Origin of the sequence: Marinifilum sp. D714, from assembly GCF_030851345.1 — a bacterium.
In the GTDB taxonomy this organism is placed as follows: Bacteria; Bacteroidota; Bacteroidia; order Bacteroidales; family Marinifilaceae; genus Marinifilum.
Genome location: NZ_JALPNU010000018.1, coordinates 48,124 through 63,362 on the forward strand (window position 1 = coordinate 48,124; position 15,239 = coordinate 63,362).

Annotated in this window: 15 protein-coding genes and 2 tRNA genes; 13 read left to right on the plus strand and 4 right to left on the minus strand. The window is 34.0% G+C overall.

Annotation, left to right across the window (positions count from 1 at the left end; translation table 11 throughout):
• Positions 1-150 precede the first annotated feature (150 nt).
• The 4 genes from M0051_RS14860 to M0051_RS14875 form a co-directional block, all read right to left on the minus strand.
• Positions 151-750: a ribonuclease HII gene (locus M0051_RS14860; protein WP_306742290.1), complete on the minus strand. Its 600-nt coding sequence runs from the start codon at positions 748-750 to the stop codon at positions 151-153.
• Between the two features lie 62 nt (positions 751-812).
• A complete protein-coding gene (locus tag M0051_RS14865; RefSeq protein ID WP_306742291.1) occupies positions 813-1,895 on the minus strand; it encodes a hypothetical protein in 1,083 nt (360 codons plus the stop codon).
• Positions 1,896-1,928: 33 nt separating this feature from the next.
• Positions 1,929-2,606, minus strand: a complete 678-nt coding sequence (locus M0051_RS14870) for a DUF4956 domain-containing protein (protein WP_306742292.1) — start codon at positions 2,604-2,606, stop codon at positions 1,929-1,931.
• A gap of 12 nt (positions 2,607-2,618) precedes the next feature.
• Positions 2,619-3,764 carry a metallophosphoesterase gene (locus tag M0051_RS14875; RefSeq protein ID WP_306742293.1) on the minus strand — a complete coding sequence of 382 codons (1,146 nt, stop codon included), beginning with the start codon at positions 3,762-3,764 and terminating at the stop codon, positions 2,619-2,621.
• Positions 3,765-3,894: 130 nt separating this feature from the next.
• On the opposite strand from M0051_RS14875, the gene M0051_RS14880 reads away from it, so the two are divergent.
• From M0051_RS14880 to ruvA, 13 genes are all read left to right on the plus strand, one after another.
• Positions 3,895-4,344, plus strand: coding sequence for a DUF4268 domain-containing protein (locus M0051_RS14880; RefSeq protein ID WP_306742294.1), 450 nt, complete (start codon positions 3,895-3,897; stop codon positions 4,342-4,344).
• 161 nt (positions 4,345-4,505) lie between these two features.
• Positions 4,506-4,578 (plus strand) — tRNA-Met (locus M0051_RS14885).
• Between the two features lie 83 nt (positions 4,579-4,661).
• Positions 4,662-4,734: transfer RNA gene (locus M0051_RS14890), tRNA-Met, on the plus strand.
• Between the two features lie 120 nt (positions 4,735-4,854).
• Positions 4,855-5,727 carry a M23 family metallopeptidase gene (locus M0051_RS14895; protein ID WP_306742295.1) on the plus strand — a complete coding sequence of 291 codons (873 nt, stop codon included), beginning with the start codon at positions 4,855-4,857 and terminating at the stop codon, positions 5,725-5,727.
• 20 nt (positions 5,728-5,747) lie between these two features.
• Positions 5,748-6,896: a 1-deoxy-D-xylulose-5-phosphate reductoisomerase gene (locus M0051_RS14900; protein ID WP_306742296.1), complete on the plus strand. Its 1,149-nt coding sequence runs from the start codon at positions 5,748-5,750 to the stop codon at positions 6,894-6,896.
• A 131-nt stretch (positions 6,897-7,027) separates the two neighbouring features.
• Positions 7,028-8,380, plus strand: coding sequence for an RIP metalloprotease RseP (rseP, locus tag M0051_RS14905; protein ID WP_306742297.1), 1,353 nt, complete (start codon positions 7,028-7,030; stop codon positions 8,378-8,380).
• 53 nt (positions 8,381-8,433) lie between these two features.
• A complete protein-coding gene (locus tag M0051_RS14910) occupies positions 8,434-8,634 on the plus strand; it encodes a twin-arginine translocase TatA/TatE family subunit (RefSeq protein ID WP_306742298.1) in 201 nt (66 codons plus the stop codon).
• Between the two features lie 165 nt (positions 8,635-8,799).
• The gene (locus M0051_RS14915) at positions 8,800-10,245 is read left to right on the plus strand and encodes a lytic transglycosylase domain-containing protein (protein WP_306742299.1); all 1,446 of its coding nucleotides are present in this window, start codon (positions 8,800-8,802) and stop codon (positions 10,243-10,245) included.
• 28 nt (positions 10,246-10,273) lie between these two features.
• Entirely contained in the window at positions 10,274-11,269 is a 996-nt protein-coding gene (locus M0051_RS14920; protein ID WP_306742300.1) for a DUF4837 family protein, read from the plus strand.
• Between the two features lie 4 nt (positions 11,270-11,273).
• Positions 11,274-11,654, plus strand: a complete 381-nt coding sequence (locus tag M0051_RS14925; RefSeq protein WP_306742301.1) for a hypothetical protein — start codon at positions 11,274-11,276, stop codon at positions 11,652-11,654.
• A 133-nt stretch (positions 11,655-11,787) separates the two neighbouring features.
• The gene (locus M0051_RS14930) at positions 11,788-13,227 is read left to right on the plus strand and encodes a M17 family metallopeptidase (RefSeq protein ID WP_306742302.1); all 1,440 of its coding nucleotides are present in this window, start codon (positions 11,788-11,790) and stop codon (positions 13,225-13,227) included.
• A gap of 180 nt (positions 13,228-13,407) precedes the next feature.
• Positions 13,408-14,466 carry a 4-hydroxythreonine-4-phosphate dehydrogenase PdxA gene (gene pdxA, locus M0051_RS14935; RefSeq protein ID WP_306742303.1) on the plus strand — a complete coding sequence of 353 codons (1,059 nt, stop codon included), beginning with the start codon at positions 13,408-13,410 and terminating at the stop codon, positions 14,464-14,466.
• 143 nt (positions 14,467-14,609) lie between these two features.
• Entirely contained in the window at positions 14,610-15,191 is a 582-nt protein-coding gene (gene ruvA / locus M0051_RS14940) for a Holliday junction branch migration protein RuvA (RefSeq protein WP_306742304.1), read from the plus strand.
• The last annotated feature ends 48 nt before the right edge of the window (positions 15,192-15,239 follow it).

Here is a 15,239-nt window from a genome sequence, read left to right on the forward strand (position 1 = left end):
TATAAATCCTATAGAAAATCCCAATTAAAGCTTGTTGTGTATTTGTCAGAAAATCAGCTATATATTCTCATGTGGTTTCGATAAAATTAGATGAACACATGGATTTTCTCGTTAAAATTGCGCTATAATAGACTGTTAATCATGTGTTTGTTAGAATTTTAGTTCCATTTGATCAGGTAGTAAACCAAAACTCTTACGATGAAATGGACTAATTCCATGTTCACGAATTGCAATTCGATGTTTTTTTGTAGGATATCCCTTGTTGCTATTCCAGTCGTAATACGGAAAATCCTCATGTATTTTCATCATGAAATCATCACGGTAGGTTTTTGCAAGTATTGAAGCTGCAGCAATTGATGCGTATTTTCCATCTCCTTTTATTACACAAGTATGTTTGATATTCTTGTATGGATTAAATCGATTGCCATCAATAAGAAGATGCTCAGGTTTGGTTTTTAATTGATCAACAGCTCTGTGCATTGCAAGAAAAGAAGCATTAAGGATATTAATTTTGTCAATCTCTTCATGATCAACAATTCCTACTGCCCATGCAATAGCTTCCTTTTCTATGGTTTCTCTTAAGAGATATCGTTTCTTTTCTGATAATTTCTTCGAATCATTCAACATTTCATTGCTGAAATTGGTAGGAAGAATTACAGCTGCAGCAAAAACCGGGCCTGCAAGGCAACCTCGGCCAGCTTCGTCGCAACCAGCTTCAATGGTATTGTCATGTAAAAATGAATCAAGCATATCTGTTGAAAATTAAAATTTCGACAAATATAGTTCAAATACAATTTAGTAAGTCAGTTAAGTTATTCCTTATACTTAATGGTGCGTGCATTATCAATAAACTCTCTTTTAACTCTCCTAGGATCATTTATGATTTCATAAAATTCATCGAAATAATTTAGTACACGCTCTTTCTCCTTGTCATTTAGGTAAGGACAGCTTGTATATATTTCATAAAGCGCTTCTTTTTTCATTCGGAACTCCCTAAAAATATATTCCAAATCCTCGGCAGTTCTTTTGTATCCACGATACAACCTTTCATGAATGGATTTGATATTCAGTTTTTGATTAGGTACAGCGTAAGGAGCATTTACCAAACTTGCCCAATCAAAATCATAAGGAACCGGTACAGGTCTGGATGTTGGAGTTCTGGCAATAAGTTTGATATTGTGAAGGGTTGGAACTCCCCAATCGGTATTGCCTACCATGTATTGAAATACGGCTAACTTGGTTACTTTACCAATAAGTGTGTGGTCTTGATGAATTTTTTTCTCATATCTGGGAATTTTACCATTTCTGCCAGCCATATCTTCAAAATCTTCGATGAAAAAGGCATATTTTTTCAATGGACCCATTTGATTTTTACTGTCTTTGTATGTTATCTCGGCAAGGCGCACATTGAAACTTTCTGGCGAAAATAAATTGTAGGCTTTATAGATCAGGTATTCCTGAATGAGCATTTGCTGATACTTTTCGCTTTTGTTATGGCAGTGGGTAACCATTTTAAGTTTTCCTTGTCCATGGAAAAGAGAATAGCTCGATTCAGCTTTGTTAAACTTTATGCGGATTGGAGGAAAAGGGCAAATACTTCTATCCTTTCTAAAATTACCTCTGGTTTTTAATTGTACACTCATTGAAACAATTGAATCTCCCAAGTGGTAAGAAAGTCGTCCTTTATGATATTTATTTTTTTTACCTATATCTCTTACCAAAGTTCTTAAGTCTGTAGTGATCGATAATTTTATTAAAGTATCTGATTCAAATAGATTCGGTGCTTTGAATATGCTAACACTATCTTGGTTGTTTTGAGATAGGCAAAGTGAATTTATACTACTAAAGAGCATTAGTAGAAATGAAAACACGATATAACGGATTTTCGAATTCATATATACAGTGGGTTTGTTGGTTTGAATTGCTTTTTATTCCATGCCTTTATCGCTTAATTCAGCATCGGTTAAGATATTATTGCCTGCCACTTCATTATAAAAAACAGTTAATCTGATGCTATTTTTAGCTAAGTCAATCTGACCAATTTTAAATTTTTTGATTATCAGACCAGTTCTTTCCTCTACATCTTTTCTTAATAAATCATGTTTATCTGGATGGATTAAATCCATTCGATTGTAAATGATGGTTCTTCGAGCCATGTGTCTGCGCATCCAAATTCTTTCCATGATATAGGTAGTAAGCATGAATGCTACATTGGTAACTAATATTTCCCCCAAACTAACATCTCTTCTTGCTAAAGCATTGATAATAGAAATGGTAATTACCAAAAACAGGTATGTCATTTCCCGAATTGGAATGGTATCAGTACGATAACGAATAATACCGAAGATTGCAAAAAGACCAAGAGCAAAACCAAGTTGTAAGTCTATGTTTCCTAATAAGAAACATAGGAAAAATACCGTTGTACTTATCATGATATAAGTAAAAACGTAAGTTCTTTTTCCTGTTGTCTTAAAATATACATAGTTGACAACAAAAATGGTTACAACCATGTTTAGTAGAAACCTTAGCAAAAGTTCAACCATGTTATTGGAAAGGATAACAGTGCTTGGTACATTTACAGTATTTAGACTATTGAGTAGTTCCATTGTTTGTAAGCTTTAACGTAATCTTTCTTTCTCTTTGTGTGCAAATATCCGATAATATTTTTGATTCTCAATCAGTAAGGCTTGGTCAATGAAGTTTGGATCGCCAATAGGAACATCCATGGCAATGAGTTTAAAAGAATAAAATGGATAAACTCTCGCAACCGGCGTATGACCAAATATTATTACCATTGATTCATAAAAATCTAGTGTCTTAATTACTTCGGCAAGAGAAATTCTATCGTAACTTGGTGTTCTTGACAAATATCCTCTATACCATAAAGGACTATATGAATATAAGAATAAATCGACTAATGTAGTATCTTCAAGTTGAGTATAATTGTTTAAATGATATCGCATTTTTATATTCACATCGTCAATTTTCATTTTTTTCTCGAGAAATTTAGGCGAAATTCCTCCGTGAACAAAGAGCTGATCACCGATTCGCATCAGAGTGTTTTTAGAACGCAACCAGCTTCCGAGAACCGTGAACTTGTCGAAAAAATGAGAGTAATGATATTTTAAATGACGTGCTGCATGCTTGTATTTTTTATTTACGTATCGGTCATCAAACAATAAGGCCATCATTTCGTGATTGCCAATTATATAATGAACCCTTCCTCCAGCTTTTTTAGCCTGAATTTCCAACTGAAAAATTAACCAAAGACATTCGGTTACTTTATTGCCACGATCAAATACATCACCGGTGAACACTATGTGTCCATCCCCAAAAATCCAACGATTTCTATTATCTATTACCTTGTTGTAACGAAGAATACTGGTTAAAGCATCCAATTCTCCATGAACATCACCCAAAACAATTATTTTATCGGCTTTTTCAAAAATTCCTGATCTTGGTCTGATTGTTTTAGGAATGACATAGGTTAATGTATCGCCACCTGCAAAACCTTTAAATATTAAGGTGTCATTTTTGTATCGATATGATCTGGATATTTTCTTGGTTTTGTTTTTAATACTATCGTGTTGAATGTAAAAAACATCAACTCGGTTACTTGAGGTTTGTCTGATATGAGGTCCTTCAACATAGGAAGAAACCAACAGGCTATCAGGCATAGTTTCTTGTTGGGAATATCCATCCAAACTACAAGAAATCATTACAAATAGAGAAATAAAAGAAAAATATATATTGAATAATCTCATTAAAATCAAACTAATTTAGAGTAGTTAAAGATAAGATTATTTTTTATTCTGAAAATTTGCTGCAAATTAATTGTTAGTTTCTTATAGTGTGAGAAAGAACTATTAGTTTTGCAGTAAAATAGATTTTTGAATGTACACGAAAGAGGAAAAGAGAGAGTTTAGGATTCAGTTTTGGGATGGTTTCAAACGATATTCGAAGAAGAAAGGTCGAAAAATGACTTCCTGGGTTTTGAAAGGAACACAAATAAAGGAAGCACAATTAAAATTTGATTTAAATGAAGATGGAGCATTTGTAATGCTGCAAATTGATAGCAAGTCAGATGGTAAGCGTTATTCTGTGTTTGATAAATTTATGAAGTACCGCCCAGTTGTGGAAGATACTTGTGGTGATGATCTGGTTTGGGATAAGAATTACTTTATTAAAGGCTTTAAAGAGGTAAGTGTTGTCTATTTTCAGTTGAAAGAAGCTTCGGTTTATAAAAAGGAGAACTGGGAGGAGTATTATCAATTTTTATTTCAGAAAATGAGTTTATTGGAGGAATCCTTCCTTGATATTAAAGAAGTGGTCCAGAATGATTAATTTTTTTTCAATACAGATTGGTCTGATTAACAGGTATAAAAGCTTTTGTAAGCCTTGTTTTTATTGGAATTATTAAAAAAATATCACTAAAATTTTGTTTTGGAATAAAAGGCTCTTATCTTTGCAACCGCAAAACGAAAGAGATAAGTCTTAAGATATATTGCGGGGTGGAGCAGTTGGTAGCTCGTTGGGCTCATAACCCAAAGGTCGTCAGTTCGAGTCTGGCCCCCGCTACTAAGGTTGAGCTTTGATTTAGTCAAAGCTTATTTTTTCGCCGAAAGGCAAGTGATTAAGACAGATAATTTCTAAAAATATATTGCGGGGTGGAGCAGTTGGTAGCTCGTTGGGCTCATAACCCAAAGGTCGTCAGTTCGAGTCTGGCCCCCGCTACTAAGTTTAAGGCTTTGGATTATTCCAAAGCCTTTTTTTATTCCTTCTGATTTAAAAAACATACAATTTCGTTGATTTCTGTTACCTTTGCGTAAATCTTTTCAGATACTATCAGTAAGTATGAGTAGTTTAAATGAGAAAAAGCCTTTAATTAAAAAATTAAAGAATAAATACAGACTAACAATATCCAACGAAGCCACGTTTGATGAAGTATTGTCTATTCGACTATCACGATTAAATGTATTTACCGTAACAGGCTTGTTTTCGGTTCTATTAATAGTATTAGTAACCTTATTGATTGCTTTTACACCTTTACGAGAGTACATTCCAGGCTATCCTGATGGAGAAATGCGAAGAAATATTGAGAATAATGACATTTTGGTGGATTCATTGATTCTGGAATTGGAGAAACGAGATCGTTTTTTTCAAGGCGTTCGAAACATAGTGGAAGGAAATGATTTTGATAATGTGGTTCAAAGTGCTTCCGATTCCATTGTCGATCCAAAGTATAAGAATTTGAGTTTTACAAGAACAGAATCTGATTCTCTATTCCGTCTTGACCATGAGGAGGATGAAAAATACAACTTAACTCTTGAAGATGCTCCAAAATCAAGGGGATTGTCAAATACACATTTCTTTTCACCTATAAAGGGAATGATTTCAAATCATTTTGATAGTAAATCGCAACATTATGGAACTGATATTGTAGGAGGTGTAAATGAACGTATATCTTCCGTTTTAGATGGAACTGTTATTTTTTCGGAGTGGACTTTGAATACAGGATATGTTATTCAGATTCAACATTCAAATAACTTACTATCCGTGTATAAGCACAATTCCGAGCTATTAAAAAAAGCAGGAGAGCATGTTAAAGCTGGAGAGGCAATTGCGCTGTTGGGAAATTCTGGAGAGTTAACTTCTGGTCCGCATTTGCATTTCGAATTGTGGCATAACGGACAACCTTTAAATCCCGAAGACTATATAAAATTTTAAAAACAAAACTCTAATTATTAATGAGTAAGCATATTGCTATTCTGGGATCGACGGGTTCCATTGGAACCCAAACATTGGAAGTGGTAGAAGCAAATCCCGAAGAATTTGTCGTAGATGTTTTAACTGCAAACAATCAAGTAGAATTACTAATAGAGCAAGCAAAGAAATTTAAGCCTGATGTTGTTGTTATAGCCAAAGAAGAGAAATACCCTCAGCTTGTTGAAGCTTTAAAAGATGAACCAATAAAGGTTTATGCTGGTCATGAAGCTATTGCTCAGGTAGTTCAAATGGGTGCTATTGATGTGGTAGTTACTGCAATGGTTGGATACTCGGGATTATTACCTACAATAAATGCCATTAAAGCCAGAAAAAATATTGCCTTGGCAAACAAGGAAACATTGGTGGTTGCTGGTGATATCATACAGAGATTAGCATTGGAATATGGTGTGAGTATTTACCCTGTTGATTCGGAACATTCGGCAATTTTTCAATGTTTGCTAGGAGAATTCGATAATCCGATTGAGAAAATTTATCTGACTGCTTCGGGAGGTCCGTTTAGAGGAAAGGATAAAAAATTCCTTGAAAATGTTACGGCCAAGCAAGCTTTAAAGCATCCGAATTGGGATATGGGAGCTAAAATTACAATCGATTCGGCAAGTATGATGAACAAAGGTTTTGAAGCAATTGAGGCGAAATGGTTGTTTGATCTTCGTCCTGATCAGGTGGATGTGATAGTACATCATCAATCAATTGTTCATTCCATTGTGCAGTTTCAGGATGGATCGATGAAAGCACAAATGGGATTACCTGATATGAAATTGCCAATTCAATTTGCACTTACTTATCCAAAGAGATTGAAAACTGATTTTCCACGTTTTAATTTTTTAGATTATCCAGAATTGAATTTTGCTCCTGCCGATACAGAGAATTTTAGAAACCTGGCTCTTGCATACGAAGCCATGAATAAAGGAGGCAATTTGCCTTGTATAATTAATGCTGCCAATGAAGTTGTGGTAGACGCTTTTCTTAAAAATCAAGTTGGTTTCTTACAAATGAGCGAAATCATCGAAGAAGTAATGAATAAAACAAGTTTTATTCAGAAACCAAGCTACGAAGACTATGTTTTATCTGACTCAGAAGCGAGAAGATTAACAGAGACCATGTTGTAAAAAATAATTATCTTAGGCAACCTTTTGAAATTAACAATTAGTAATTAATAATTAGCAAGTAGAAAAATTTCGTATAGTGCAGTGTGAATGATTCACTCTTGATTTCTTGCTTGTTACAAATAAATATTTGAATGGATGTATTGGTTAAAATAGGACAGTTTTTATTGAGTTTGTCTATTCTTGTGGTTTTGCATGAGTTAGGACACTTTGTATTTGCAAAATTGTTCAAAACAAGGGTTGAGAAATTTTATATGTTCTTTAATCCTGGATTTTCCCTTTTTAAATTTAAAAAAGGAGAGACAGAATATGGAATTGGCTGGATTCCTCTAGGAGGATATGTGAAAATATCAGGGATGATCGATGAATCGATGGATAAGGATCAAATGGCATTGCCTCCAAAACCATATGAATTTAGATCAAAGCCAGCATGGCAGCGTTTGTTGATCATGATTGGAGGAGTATTGGTAAACTTCGTCTTGGCGTTTATAATATATACAGCTGTATTGTTTGCTTGGGGAGAACAGTATTTGCCTGCTGAAAATGCAAAGTATGGTATTGTTTGTGATTCTTTGTCGGAAAGTATAGGCTTGAAGGATGGTGACATTATTGTTGCTCTGGATAATCAAAAAGTAGAGAGGTTCTCTCAAATTATGCCAGAAATTATTCTTAATCGTCCTTCATCAATTCAAGTAATTCGTGATGAAGCAACTGTGGATGTTTCAATTCCAACAACATATATTCCAGCATTAATTGAACGAAGCAGTAAAAAGTTTGGTGTTGATCCAACCATTAGTCTTCGTTATCCATTTCACCCAATGAAAGTTGGAAAAGTTGCTAAAGATTCACCAGCTAAATTGGCAGGATTGCAAAAAGATGATGAGATTGTAAGTGTAAATGGAGTGAATTTTAACTACTTCGATGAGTATAAAGAATATTTAGCTACTCAGGCAGGCAAAGAGATTAATGTTTTAATTTCGAGAAACAATCAGGAATTAAATTTAAAATTGACTACTACCGATAAAGGTTTAATAGGTTTTCAGCCTTTATTAGATCTTAGCGAATTTAAATACGAGGCGGTAGAGTATACTTTTGCTCAAGCTATTCCTGCTGGTATTGGAAAAGGATTTAAAAAACTAAATGAGTACCTGAAACAATTTGGTTTAATCTTCGATAAAGATATCAAGGGATACAAGTCAATTGGAGGATTTGGTACCATTGGAAGCATTTTTCCTTCGGTTTGGGATTGGCATGCATTCTGGGAGTTAACTGCATTTCTTTCTATTATCTTGGCTATTATGAACATTCTCCCAATTCCTGCTTTGGATGGAGGTCATGTGTTATTCTTGATGTATGAAATAATTACAGGAAGAAAACCAGGTGATAAGTTTATGGAGTATGCTCAGGTTACAGGAATGGTTTTACTTTTTGGATTGCTTATTTTTGCAAATGCCAATGATGTGGTGAAATGGGTATCCAATTGGTAATTATTACATTAAAAATACTATATTAGCACTGTAAATACTAAAACTCAACTGATATGAATCTTTTTGTAATAGCGGGAATGATTGGTCCTTGGCAAATTGTAATAATTGTATTTGTAATCTTACTTCTTTTTGGAGGCAAAAAAATACCAGAATTAATGAAGGGACTTGGTCAAGGAATGAAAGAGTTTAAAAAGGCTACAGATCAAGACCAGGATAAGGACAATAACAAAGATAAAGAGTCTTTAGAAAAATAGATGAGAGGCAGGTAATTTACCTGCCTTTTTTAATGTCTAAATTTCTGAAAACAAAACCAACTAAAAAATTAGTTTAAAACTTATAAAATCATTTGGATGCTAGTTGTAAATTAATTATTTTCAATTCGAATTTAAAAATGCCTAAACCTTAAACTGCCCACTTGAATGAAGAATTTCATACTTGTTTTGTTAATGTCTCTTATAAGTTCTGCAGTCTCTGCTCAGTCTTTATTTAGTATTTTGCAAAAAGAGAAACCAGAAAGTACACAAGAAGTTAACCAAAGACTGATGTATTTTACGGATGAGATATTAAAAGAGGCACTTCCGGAGAATGAAATTTTAGATGCGAACTATATTCCTGTTTTTTCAGATGAGATATACAAAGAAAGAATGAAACGTTTAAATGATCTAACACCAATACAGTTGGATTATAAACCTGTTGTGCGCCGATTTATTGAGGCATATGCAGTTCGTCATCGCGAAAAAACCGGAAAAATAATTGAGCGTTCGGAATTATACTTCCCAATATTTGAAGAGTATTTAGACAAATATGATTTACCATTGGAGCTAAAATACCTGTCGGTTATTGAATCGGCTTTGGATCCAAAAGCAAGATCTAGATCAGGAGCAATGGGCCTATGGCAGTTTATGTATAACTCATGCAAAATGTTCGATTTAAAGGTTACTTCCTATGTTGATGAGAGAATGGATCCTGAGAAGTCGACCGAAGCAGCTTGCAAGTATTTACAGTATTTGCATCGTATTTTTGGGGATTGGCAATTGGCAATTGCTGCTTATAATGGAGGGCCTGGTGTTGTACGAGAAGCAATTCAGCGTTCTGGAGGTAAAACTGATTTTTGGGAAATATCACCATATTTGCCACAGCAAACCAGAAACTATGTGCCCATTTTTATAGCTGCAAATTATATTTTGAATTATAGCAGAGAACACAATATAGTGGCTGCGCCTAATCAATATCCTTATTTTAGGGTATCACCGGTGAATGTGAAGAAAAGTGTCTTGTTTAAACATATTGCAACAGTAATTGATGTTCCAATAGAAGAAATTAAAAAATTAAACCCGGTCTACAAGCGAGGTATAATTCCTGCAGGAGAATTGCCTGCACAATTGATTCTTCCTGTTGAAAAAATTGGTTTGTTTATCGACAATGAAGAAGAAATTTATGCGATGAAAGAGGAGCCTAAAAAGTACCTTGAATTGCAAAAGGAACTTTCTTCTACCAAAGGGAAATATATGATTTATCATCTTGTTAAAGCTGGAGAGTACTTTCATAAGATAGCTATGAATTATTCTTGTACTACACACAATATTATGGAGTGGAATAACATGAATAATCATGATATTTACATTGGTCAACGATTAAAAATTTGGGTAAAACCATCGGAGCAGATTTCTCAGAAGCCTAAAAGAGATCCGATGTTAAAAAAGAGTAAATTTTTACTTTATGAGGTACAAGAAGGAGACAGTTTGCAATCAATTGCCAATAGGTTTGAAGTAGAGTCTGTCAAAGATTTGGTTAAGGTAAATAACATGAGTCAATCTAATGCAGTTGAGCCAGGTATGGTATTAAAAATAGTTCAATACGAATAATAAGTGAATTCCTAATAAACATCTAATTATGAAGAAAATAATAAATATAACGCTTCTTTGTGCGCTTGTTATAGTAAGTGCAGTGTCGTGTAAAAAGACAACAAAAGGTTTAAGGCCAGTTGTGACAGGAGGATCTGGCGAGATTTTGGTTTTGATCAATGACGCATTGTGGGAAAGTTCAGTTGGCGATACACTAAAATCAATTCTTAATGACACTCAATTGGGGTTGCCACAAGATGAGCCGGTTTTGGATGTCATTCATATCAATCACAACGCTTTTAGCAGCATGTTTAAAACGCATCGTAGTATCCTAGATCTTAGAGTTTCTGCTAAAGTAGAAAAAAGCAATCTTGCTGTTAAGGATGAACTGTATGCCAAGACTCAGTCATTCATGAAAATTGAAGCAAAAAACAATAAAGCAATGATTGAATTATTGCAAGAGAATAGAAATAAAATTGTTGCTTATTTCCTTTTGGGAGAGAGAAATAGAAAAATCAAAACCTTTAGAAGAAATGTAGTTCAGGAAATCTTCGAAAAAGTAAAATCAAAATATCAATTTACGCTTTCGTTTCCATCTGGATATAAAATCAATAAAGATGAGCCGGATTTTCTTTGGATAAGCAATGAAACTCCAACAACTAGTCAGGGAATGTTTATCTACTCATACGACTATCTTTCGGAAGATATGTTCTCAAAAGATCAGTTTATTAAAAGAAGAAACAATTTATTGAAAAAATATGTTCCTGGACCTACTGAAGGAAGTTATATGGCAACTGAAATGTCTTACCCAATTATTTCCAGACAATTTGATTTTGAAGGGAATTACGCTTATGAGACTCGTGGACTTTGGAAAGTTGAAAATGACTTTATGGGTGGACCATTTGTAAGTGTGACCTTTCTTGATGAAAAGAATAATAGAGTAATTTGTATGGATTCCTATGTTTATTATCCTAATAATAATAAACGTGAGATGCTGCGTGAGTTGGAAGCAATTATGTATTCATACGATAACACTAATAAGTAAAAAAATGAGTTTGCCCGATTATAAAAATTTAAGCATCGAACCATATCGCAATCGCGAAGAAATAATTCGACAAGTTGCCGCACAAATTGAGAAAGATTTCGCTCAGTTTGGTTTAGAGGTACAATTTTCGGGCGAAGTGGATTATGCATATGAAGAATTGTTTTCTCAATTGAAAGAACATTTAATTTGGCTCTTGGATCGTGATTATCATCGTTTGGTTTTATTGCTATACCAGATTGATTTGAGTGAAAAGCAAGTTATGCAAGCCGAAGCTCAATATCCTGATGTACCAAAATCAGATCTGCTCGCCGAATTGGTGATTCTTCGTGAGTTGAAAAAAGTTCTGATAAGAAATTACTTTAAAGAGAATCCTGATAAATTATAAATTAGAAACCGCAGCTCTGAAGCTGCGGTTTTTCTTTTGAATAGATATGAAGCAAAGAAAAGATTTTTAGTATTTTTACTTAACTTCAAAAATGGTTTTGATACAAAACCATTTTCACCTTAAATTTTAGCACATGAATATAGATATACTTTCACCGAATATTTCAGTAGAAAAAAAGAATGTATTCTACTTGACAAGCATAAACAACTACAAAAACCTTCCTCTTGCCGAAAATGAAATTCAATATCTTACGAAACAGGTTGAGAATGAAGTTTTATTGATAGAACTCAATCAATATACTAGAAAGATTTTTGTGCATGTAAGTTCAACAGAAGAGCCGAAGTACAAAGATTATGAGAAGATGAGAAAGCTTGGTAATTCTCTTCATTCAAAAGTTCAGGAAAGTAAAATCTCAGAACTTGTAGTTGTTGATTTTTCTTTGAACAAAGAATTGATTTTACCAATTCTTGAAGGCTTGTCTTTAAGTAACTATCAGTTTATAAAATATTTAAAGGAAACTAAAAAAGTAAAGCATTATTTAAGCGAAGTTCATGTTCAAAGCGATGTGTTGGAAGAAAAAGACATTGAAGAATTGCAGGCAGTATGCGAAGCGGTAAAACATGCACGCAATCTGGTAAATGAACCATTAAGTTATTTAACGGCGCAAAAATTAAGCGAGGAGATCAAAAGAATGGCTGATGAATCAGGCTTTTGTGTTGAAGTTTTTGAAAAGACTAAAATTCAAAGCTTGAAAATGGGAGGTCTTTTGGCTGTAAATAAGGGAAGTATTGATGATCCAACTTTTTCGATTTTAGAATGGAAGCCTGAAAATGCAAAGAATACAAACCCAATTGTCTTTGTTGGTAAAGGAATTGTTTATGATACAGGAGGTTTGAGTTTAAAGCCAACCAAGGACAGTATGGATTTAATGAAATCTGATATGGGAGGAGCTGCATCGGTAGCTGGTGCTTTGTATGCAATTGCAAAAGCAAAACTTCCCGTTCATGTAATTGGTTTAATTCCTGCTACAGACAATCGTCCGGGAGGAAATGCCTATGCACCAGGAGATATTATTAAAATGCACAATGGGCTAAATGTTGAGGTTTTAAATACCGATGCCGAAGGAAGATTAATTCTTGCTGATGCTTTGAGTTATGCAAAAAAATATAATCCTGAATTTGTGGTTGATTTGGCAACTTTAACAGGAGCTGCTGCGGTTGCAATTGGAAAATATGGTGTTGTAGCCATGGGGAATGAAGAAAGTGTCGATAAGATGGAACAACTTAAAAATGCTGGAAACAAGACTTATGAAAGAGTGGTAGAGTTTCCATTTTGGGAAGAATACGGAGAGCTAATAAAATCAGATATTGCAGATTTGAAGAATATTGGTGGTCGTGATGGAGGAGCTATAACTGCTGGGAAATTTCTTGAACACTTTACAGACTATCCTTGGGTTCATATCGATATTGCAGGCCCTGCTTTCCTTGGTGCAACTGATAATTACCGAGGAAAAGGAGGCACTGGTGTTGGTGTTCGTTTGTTGTACGATTTTATAAAAAATTACCAATCATAAGGAATCATTAAAAAGATAGTTAGGATTAAGGGATTCTTTCTATTTTTGTAATCGCAAGCTAAGTTTTTATTTGGAATACAATATCTTGCACTTGTGAACTGATTAAGTTCTAATACTGTTTGTGATGTGATTAACTTGAGTTTGACAAGTAACACATACCAAACCAAATACTTTAAACTCATGAAGAATACCAAAATAAAGGTCGGAATAACTCACGGAGATATTAATGGAATTGGTTACGAAGTAATCATTAAAACCTTAATGGATAATAGATTGTTTGAACTTTGTACTCCTATTATTTATGGCTCTCCAAAAGTTGCAGCATACCATCGTAAAGCACTAAATATCGATAATTTTAGCTTAAATAATATTAAAGAAGCACATGAAGCACATCCAAAGCGTGCAAATATCATTAATTGTGTTGACGAGAATATTAAAGTAGAGCTTGGAAAATCTACAAATGCTGCTGGAACTTCTGCTTTTCAAGCATTAGAATCAGCTGTTGCGGATTTGAAAAAAGGAGCAATTGATGTTTTGATTACTGCACCAATAAACAAGAAGAACATTCAGTCGAAAGATTTTGAATTTCCTGGTCATACCGAATATTTGGAAGCGAAGTTGGAATCTGGAAAATCATTAATGTTATTGCTTAGTGATAAATTGAGAGTTGGTGTGGTTGCTGGTCATGTGCCGATTTCAAAAGTTTCTGAAAAAATTACCAAAGAGGCAATTCTTGAGAAGCTTGAGATTTTGAATGAGTCACTGCTAAAAGATTTTGGCATTCAAAAACCAAAAATTGCGGTTCTAAGTCTAAATCCACACGCTGGTGATAATGGTTTGATAGGTACCGAAGAGCAAGAGATCATTATTCCTGTTTTAAATACAGCAAGAGAGAAAGGAATCATGGCTTTAGGTCCATTCCCTGCTGATGGCTTTTTTGGTTCGGATGACTATACAAAGTTCGATGCGATTTTAGCGATGTATCATGATCAGGGATTAGCTCCATTTAAAGCATTAGCATTTGATTCAGGAGTTAACTTTACAGCGGGGCTTTCAGGAGTAAGAACTTCACCAGCTCATGGAACAGCATATTCAATTGCTGGAACTAATGTTGCATCCGAAGTTTCTTTCCGTGAAGCATTGTATTTGGCATTGGATGTTTATAAAAATAGACGCATGTATAAGCAGATGAGTAAAGATCCTCTTAAGCCTGCTGAGAATGTGAAAAACGTACAATAAAGAATTAACAAAATTATAATAAGAGCGGTTAAATGTTAATCGCTCTTTCTTTTTTTGTTAAAAGCCTATCTTTCATTATTAAAATTGCATAATTTTGCATATTTTAAAATCCTTAAATTCCAGAATAATCTAATTCTTAATTTATGTTTGAGTACATTAAAGGTGAACTCGCCGATTTAACACCTACATCAGCTATTATAGAAAATAATGGCATTGGATATTTCATTCACATTTCGTTAAACACATACAGTCAGTTATCAGGGCATAAAACTGTTCAACTGTACCTTCATCAGGTGGTTCGTGAAGATGCTCATATGTTATATGGTTTTATAGATACCAGAGAAAGAGAAATTTTCCGTCATTTAATTTCTGTATCGGGAGTGGGTGTAAATACTGCCAGAGTGATGCTTTCTTCTTTAAGCCCGGCCGAAATTCAAACGGCAATTTTGTCGAATAATGCCAAAACTTTGCAAGGAGTAAAAGGTATTGGAGCAAAATCTGCACAACGAATTATTATTGAATTAAAGGATAAACTAGGAAAAGATTCGGAGATATTAGAAATTTCTCTTCCTCAGAACAATACCAACAAAGAAGAAGCGTTATCTGCTTTAGTGATGTTGGGCTTTGCAAAGAATGCTGTATATAAAGTGGTTGATAAAATCTATACTGCTAATCCAACATCGAGTGTTGAGGATTTAATAAAATTGGCTCTGAAACAATTATAAACTAAGAACGTATTTGCTTTACTAACCTAAGGAAATCTAATTTAATTG

Bases quoted from the DNA above. Each gene is read 5' to 3' on its own strand.
- rseP (WP_306742297.1), top strand. From the start codon at position 7,028: ATGGATGTATTGGTTAAAATAGGACAGTTTTTATTGAGTTTGTCTATT.
- M0051_RS14920 (WP_306742300.1), top strand. From the start codon at position 10,274: ATGAAGAAAATAATAAATATAACGCTTCTTTGTGCGCTTGTTATAGTA.
- M0051_RS14915 (WP_306742299.1), top strand. From the start codon at position 8,800: ATGAAGAATTTCATACTTGTTTTGTTAATGTCTCTTATAAGTTCTGCA.
- M0051_RS14870 (WP_306742292.1), bottom strand. From the start codon at position 2,606: ATGGAACTACTCAATAGTCTAAATACTGTAAATGTACCAAGCACTGTT.
- M0051_RS14880 (WP_306742294.1), top strand. From the start codon at position 3,895: ATGTACACGAAAGAGGAAAAGAGAGAGTTTAGGATTCAGTTTTGGGAT.
- ruvA (WP_306742304.1), top strand. From the start codon at position 14,610: ATGTTTGAGTACATTAAAGGTGAACTCGCCGATTTAACACCTACATCA.
- M0051_RS14930 (WP_306742302.1), top strand. From the start codon at position 11,788: ATGAATATAGATATACTTTCACCGAATATTTCAGTAGAAAAAAAGAAT.
- M0051_RS14925 (WP_306742301.1), top strand. From the start codon at position 11,274: ATGAGTTTGCCCGATTATAAAAATTTAAGCATCGAACCATATCGCAAT.
- M0051_RS14865 (WP_306742291.1), bottom strand. From the start codon at position 1,895: ATGAATTCGAAAATCCGTTATATCGTGTTTTCATTTCTACTAATGCTC.
- M0051_RS14875 (WP_306742293.1), bottom strand. From the start codon at position 3,764: ATGAGATTATTCAATATATATTTTTCTTTTATTTCTCTATTTGTAATG.
- M0051_RS14895 (WP_306742295.1), top strand. From the start codon at position 4,855: ATGAGTAGTTTAAATGAGAAAAAGCCTTTAATTAAAAAATTAAAGAAT.
- pdxA (WP_306742303.1), top strand. From the start codon at position 13,408: ATGAAGAATACCAAAATAAAGGTCGGAATAACTCACGGAGATATTAAT.
- M0051_RS14910 (WP_306742298.1), top strand. From the start codon at position 8,434: ATGAATCTTTTTGTAATAGCGGGAATGATTGGTCCTTGGCAAATTGTA.
- M0051_RS14900 (WP_306742296.1), top strand. From the start codon at position 5,748: ATGAGTAAGCATATTGCTATTCTGGGATCGACGGGTTCCATTGGAACC.
- M0051_RS14860 (WP_306742290.1), bottom strand. From the start codon at position 750: ATGCTTGATTCATTTTTACATGACAATACCATTGAAGCTGGTTGCGAC.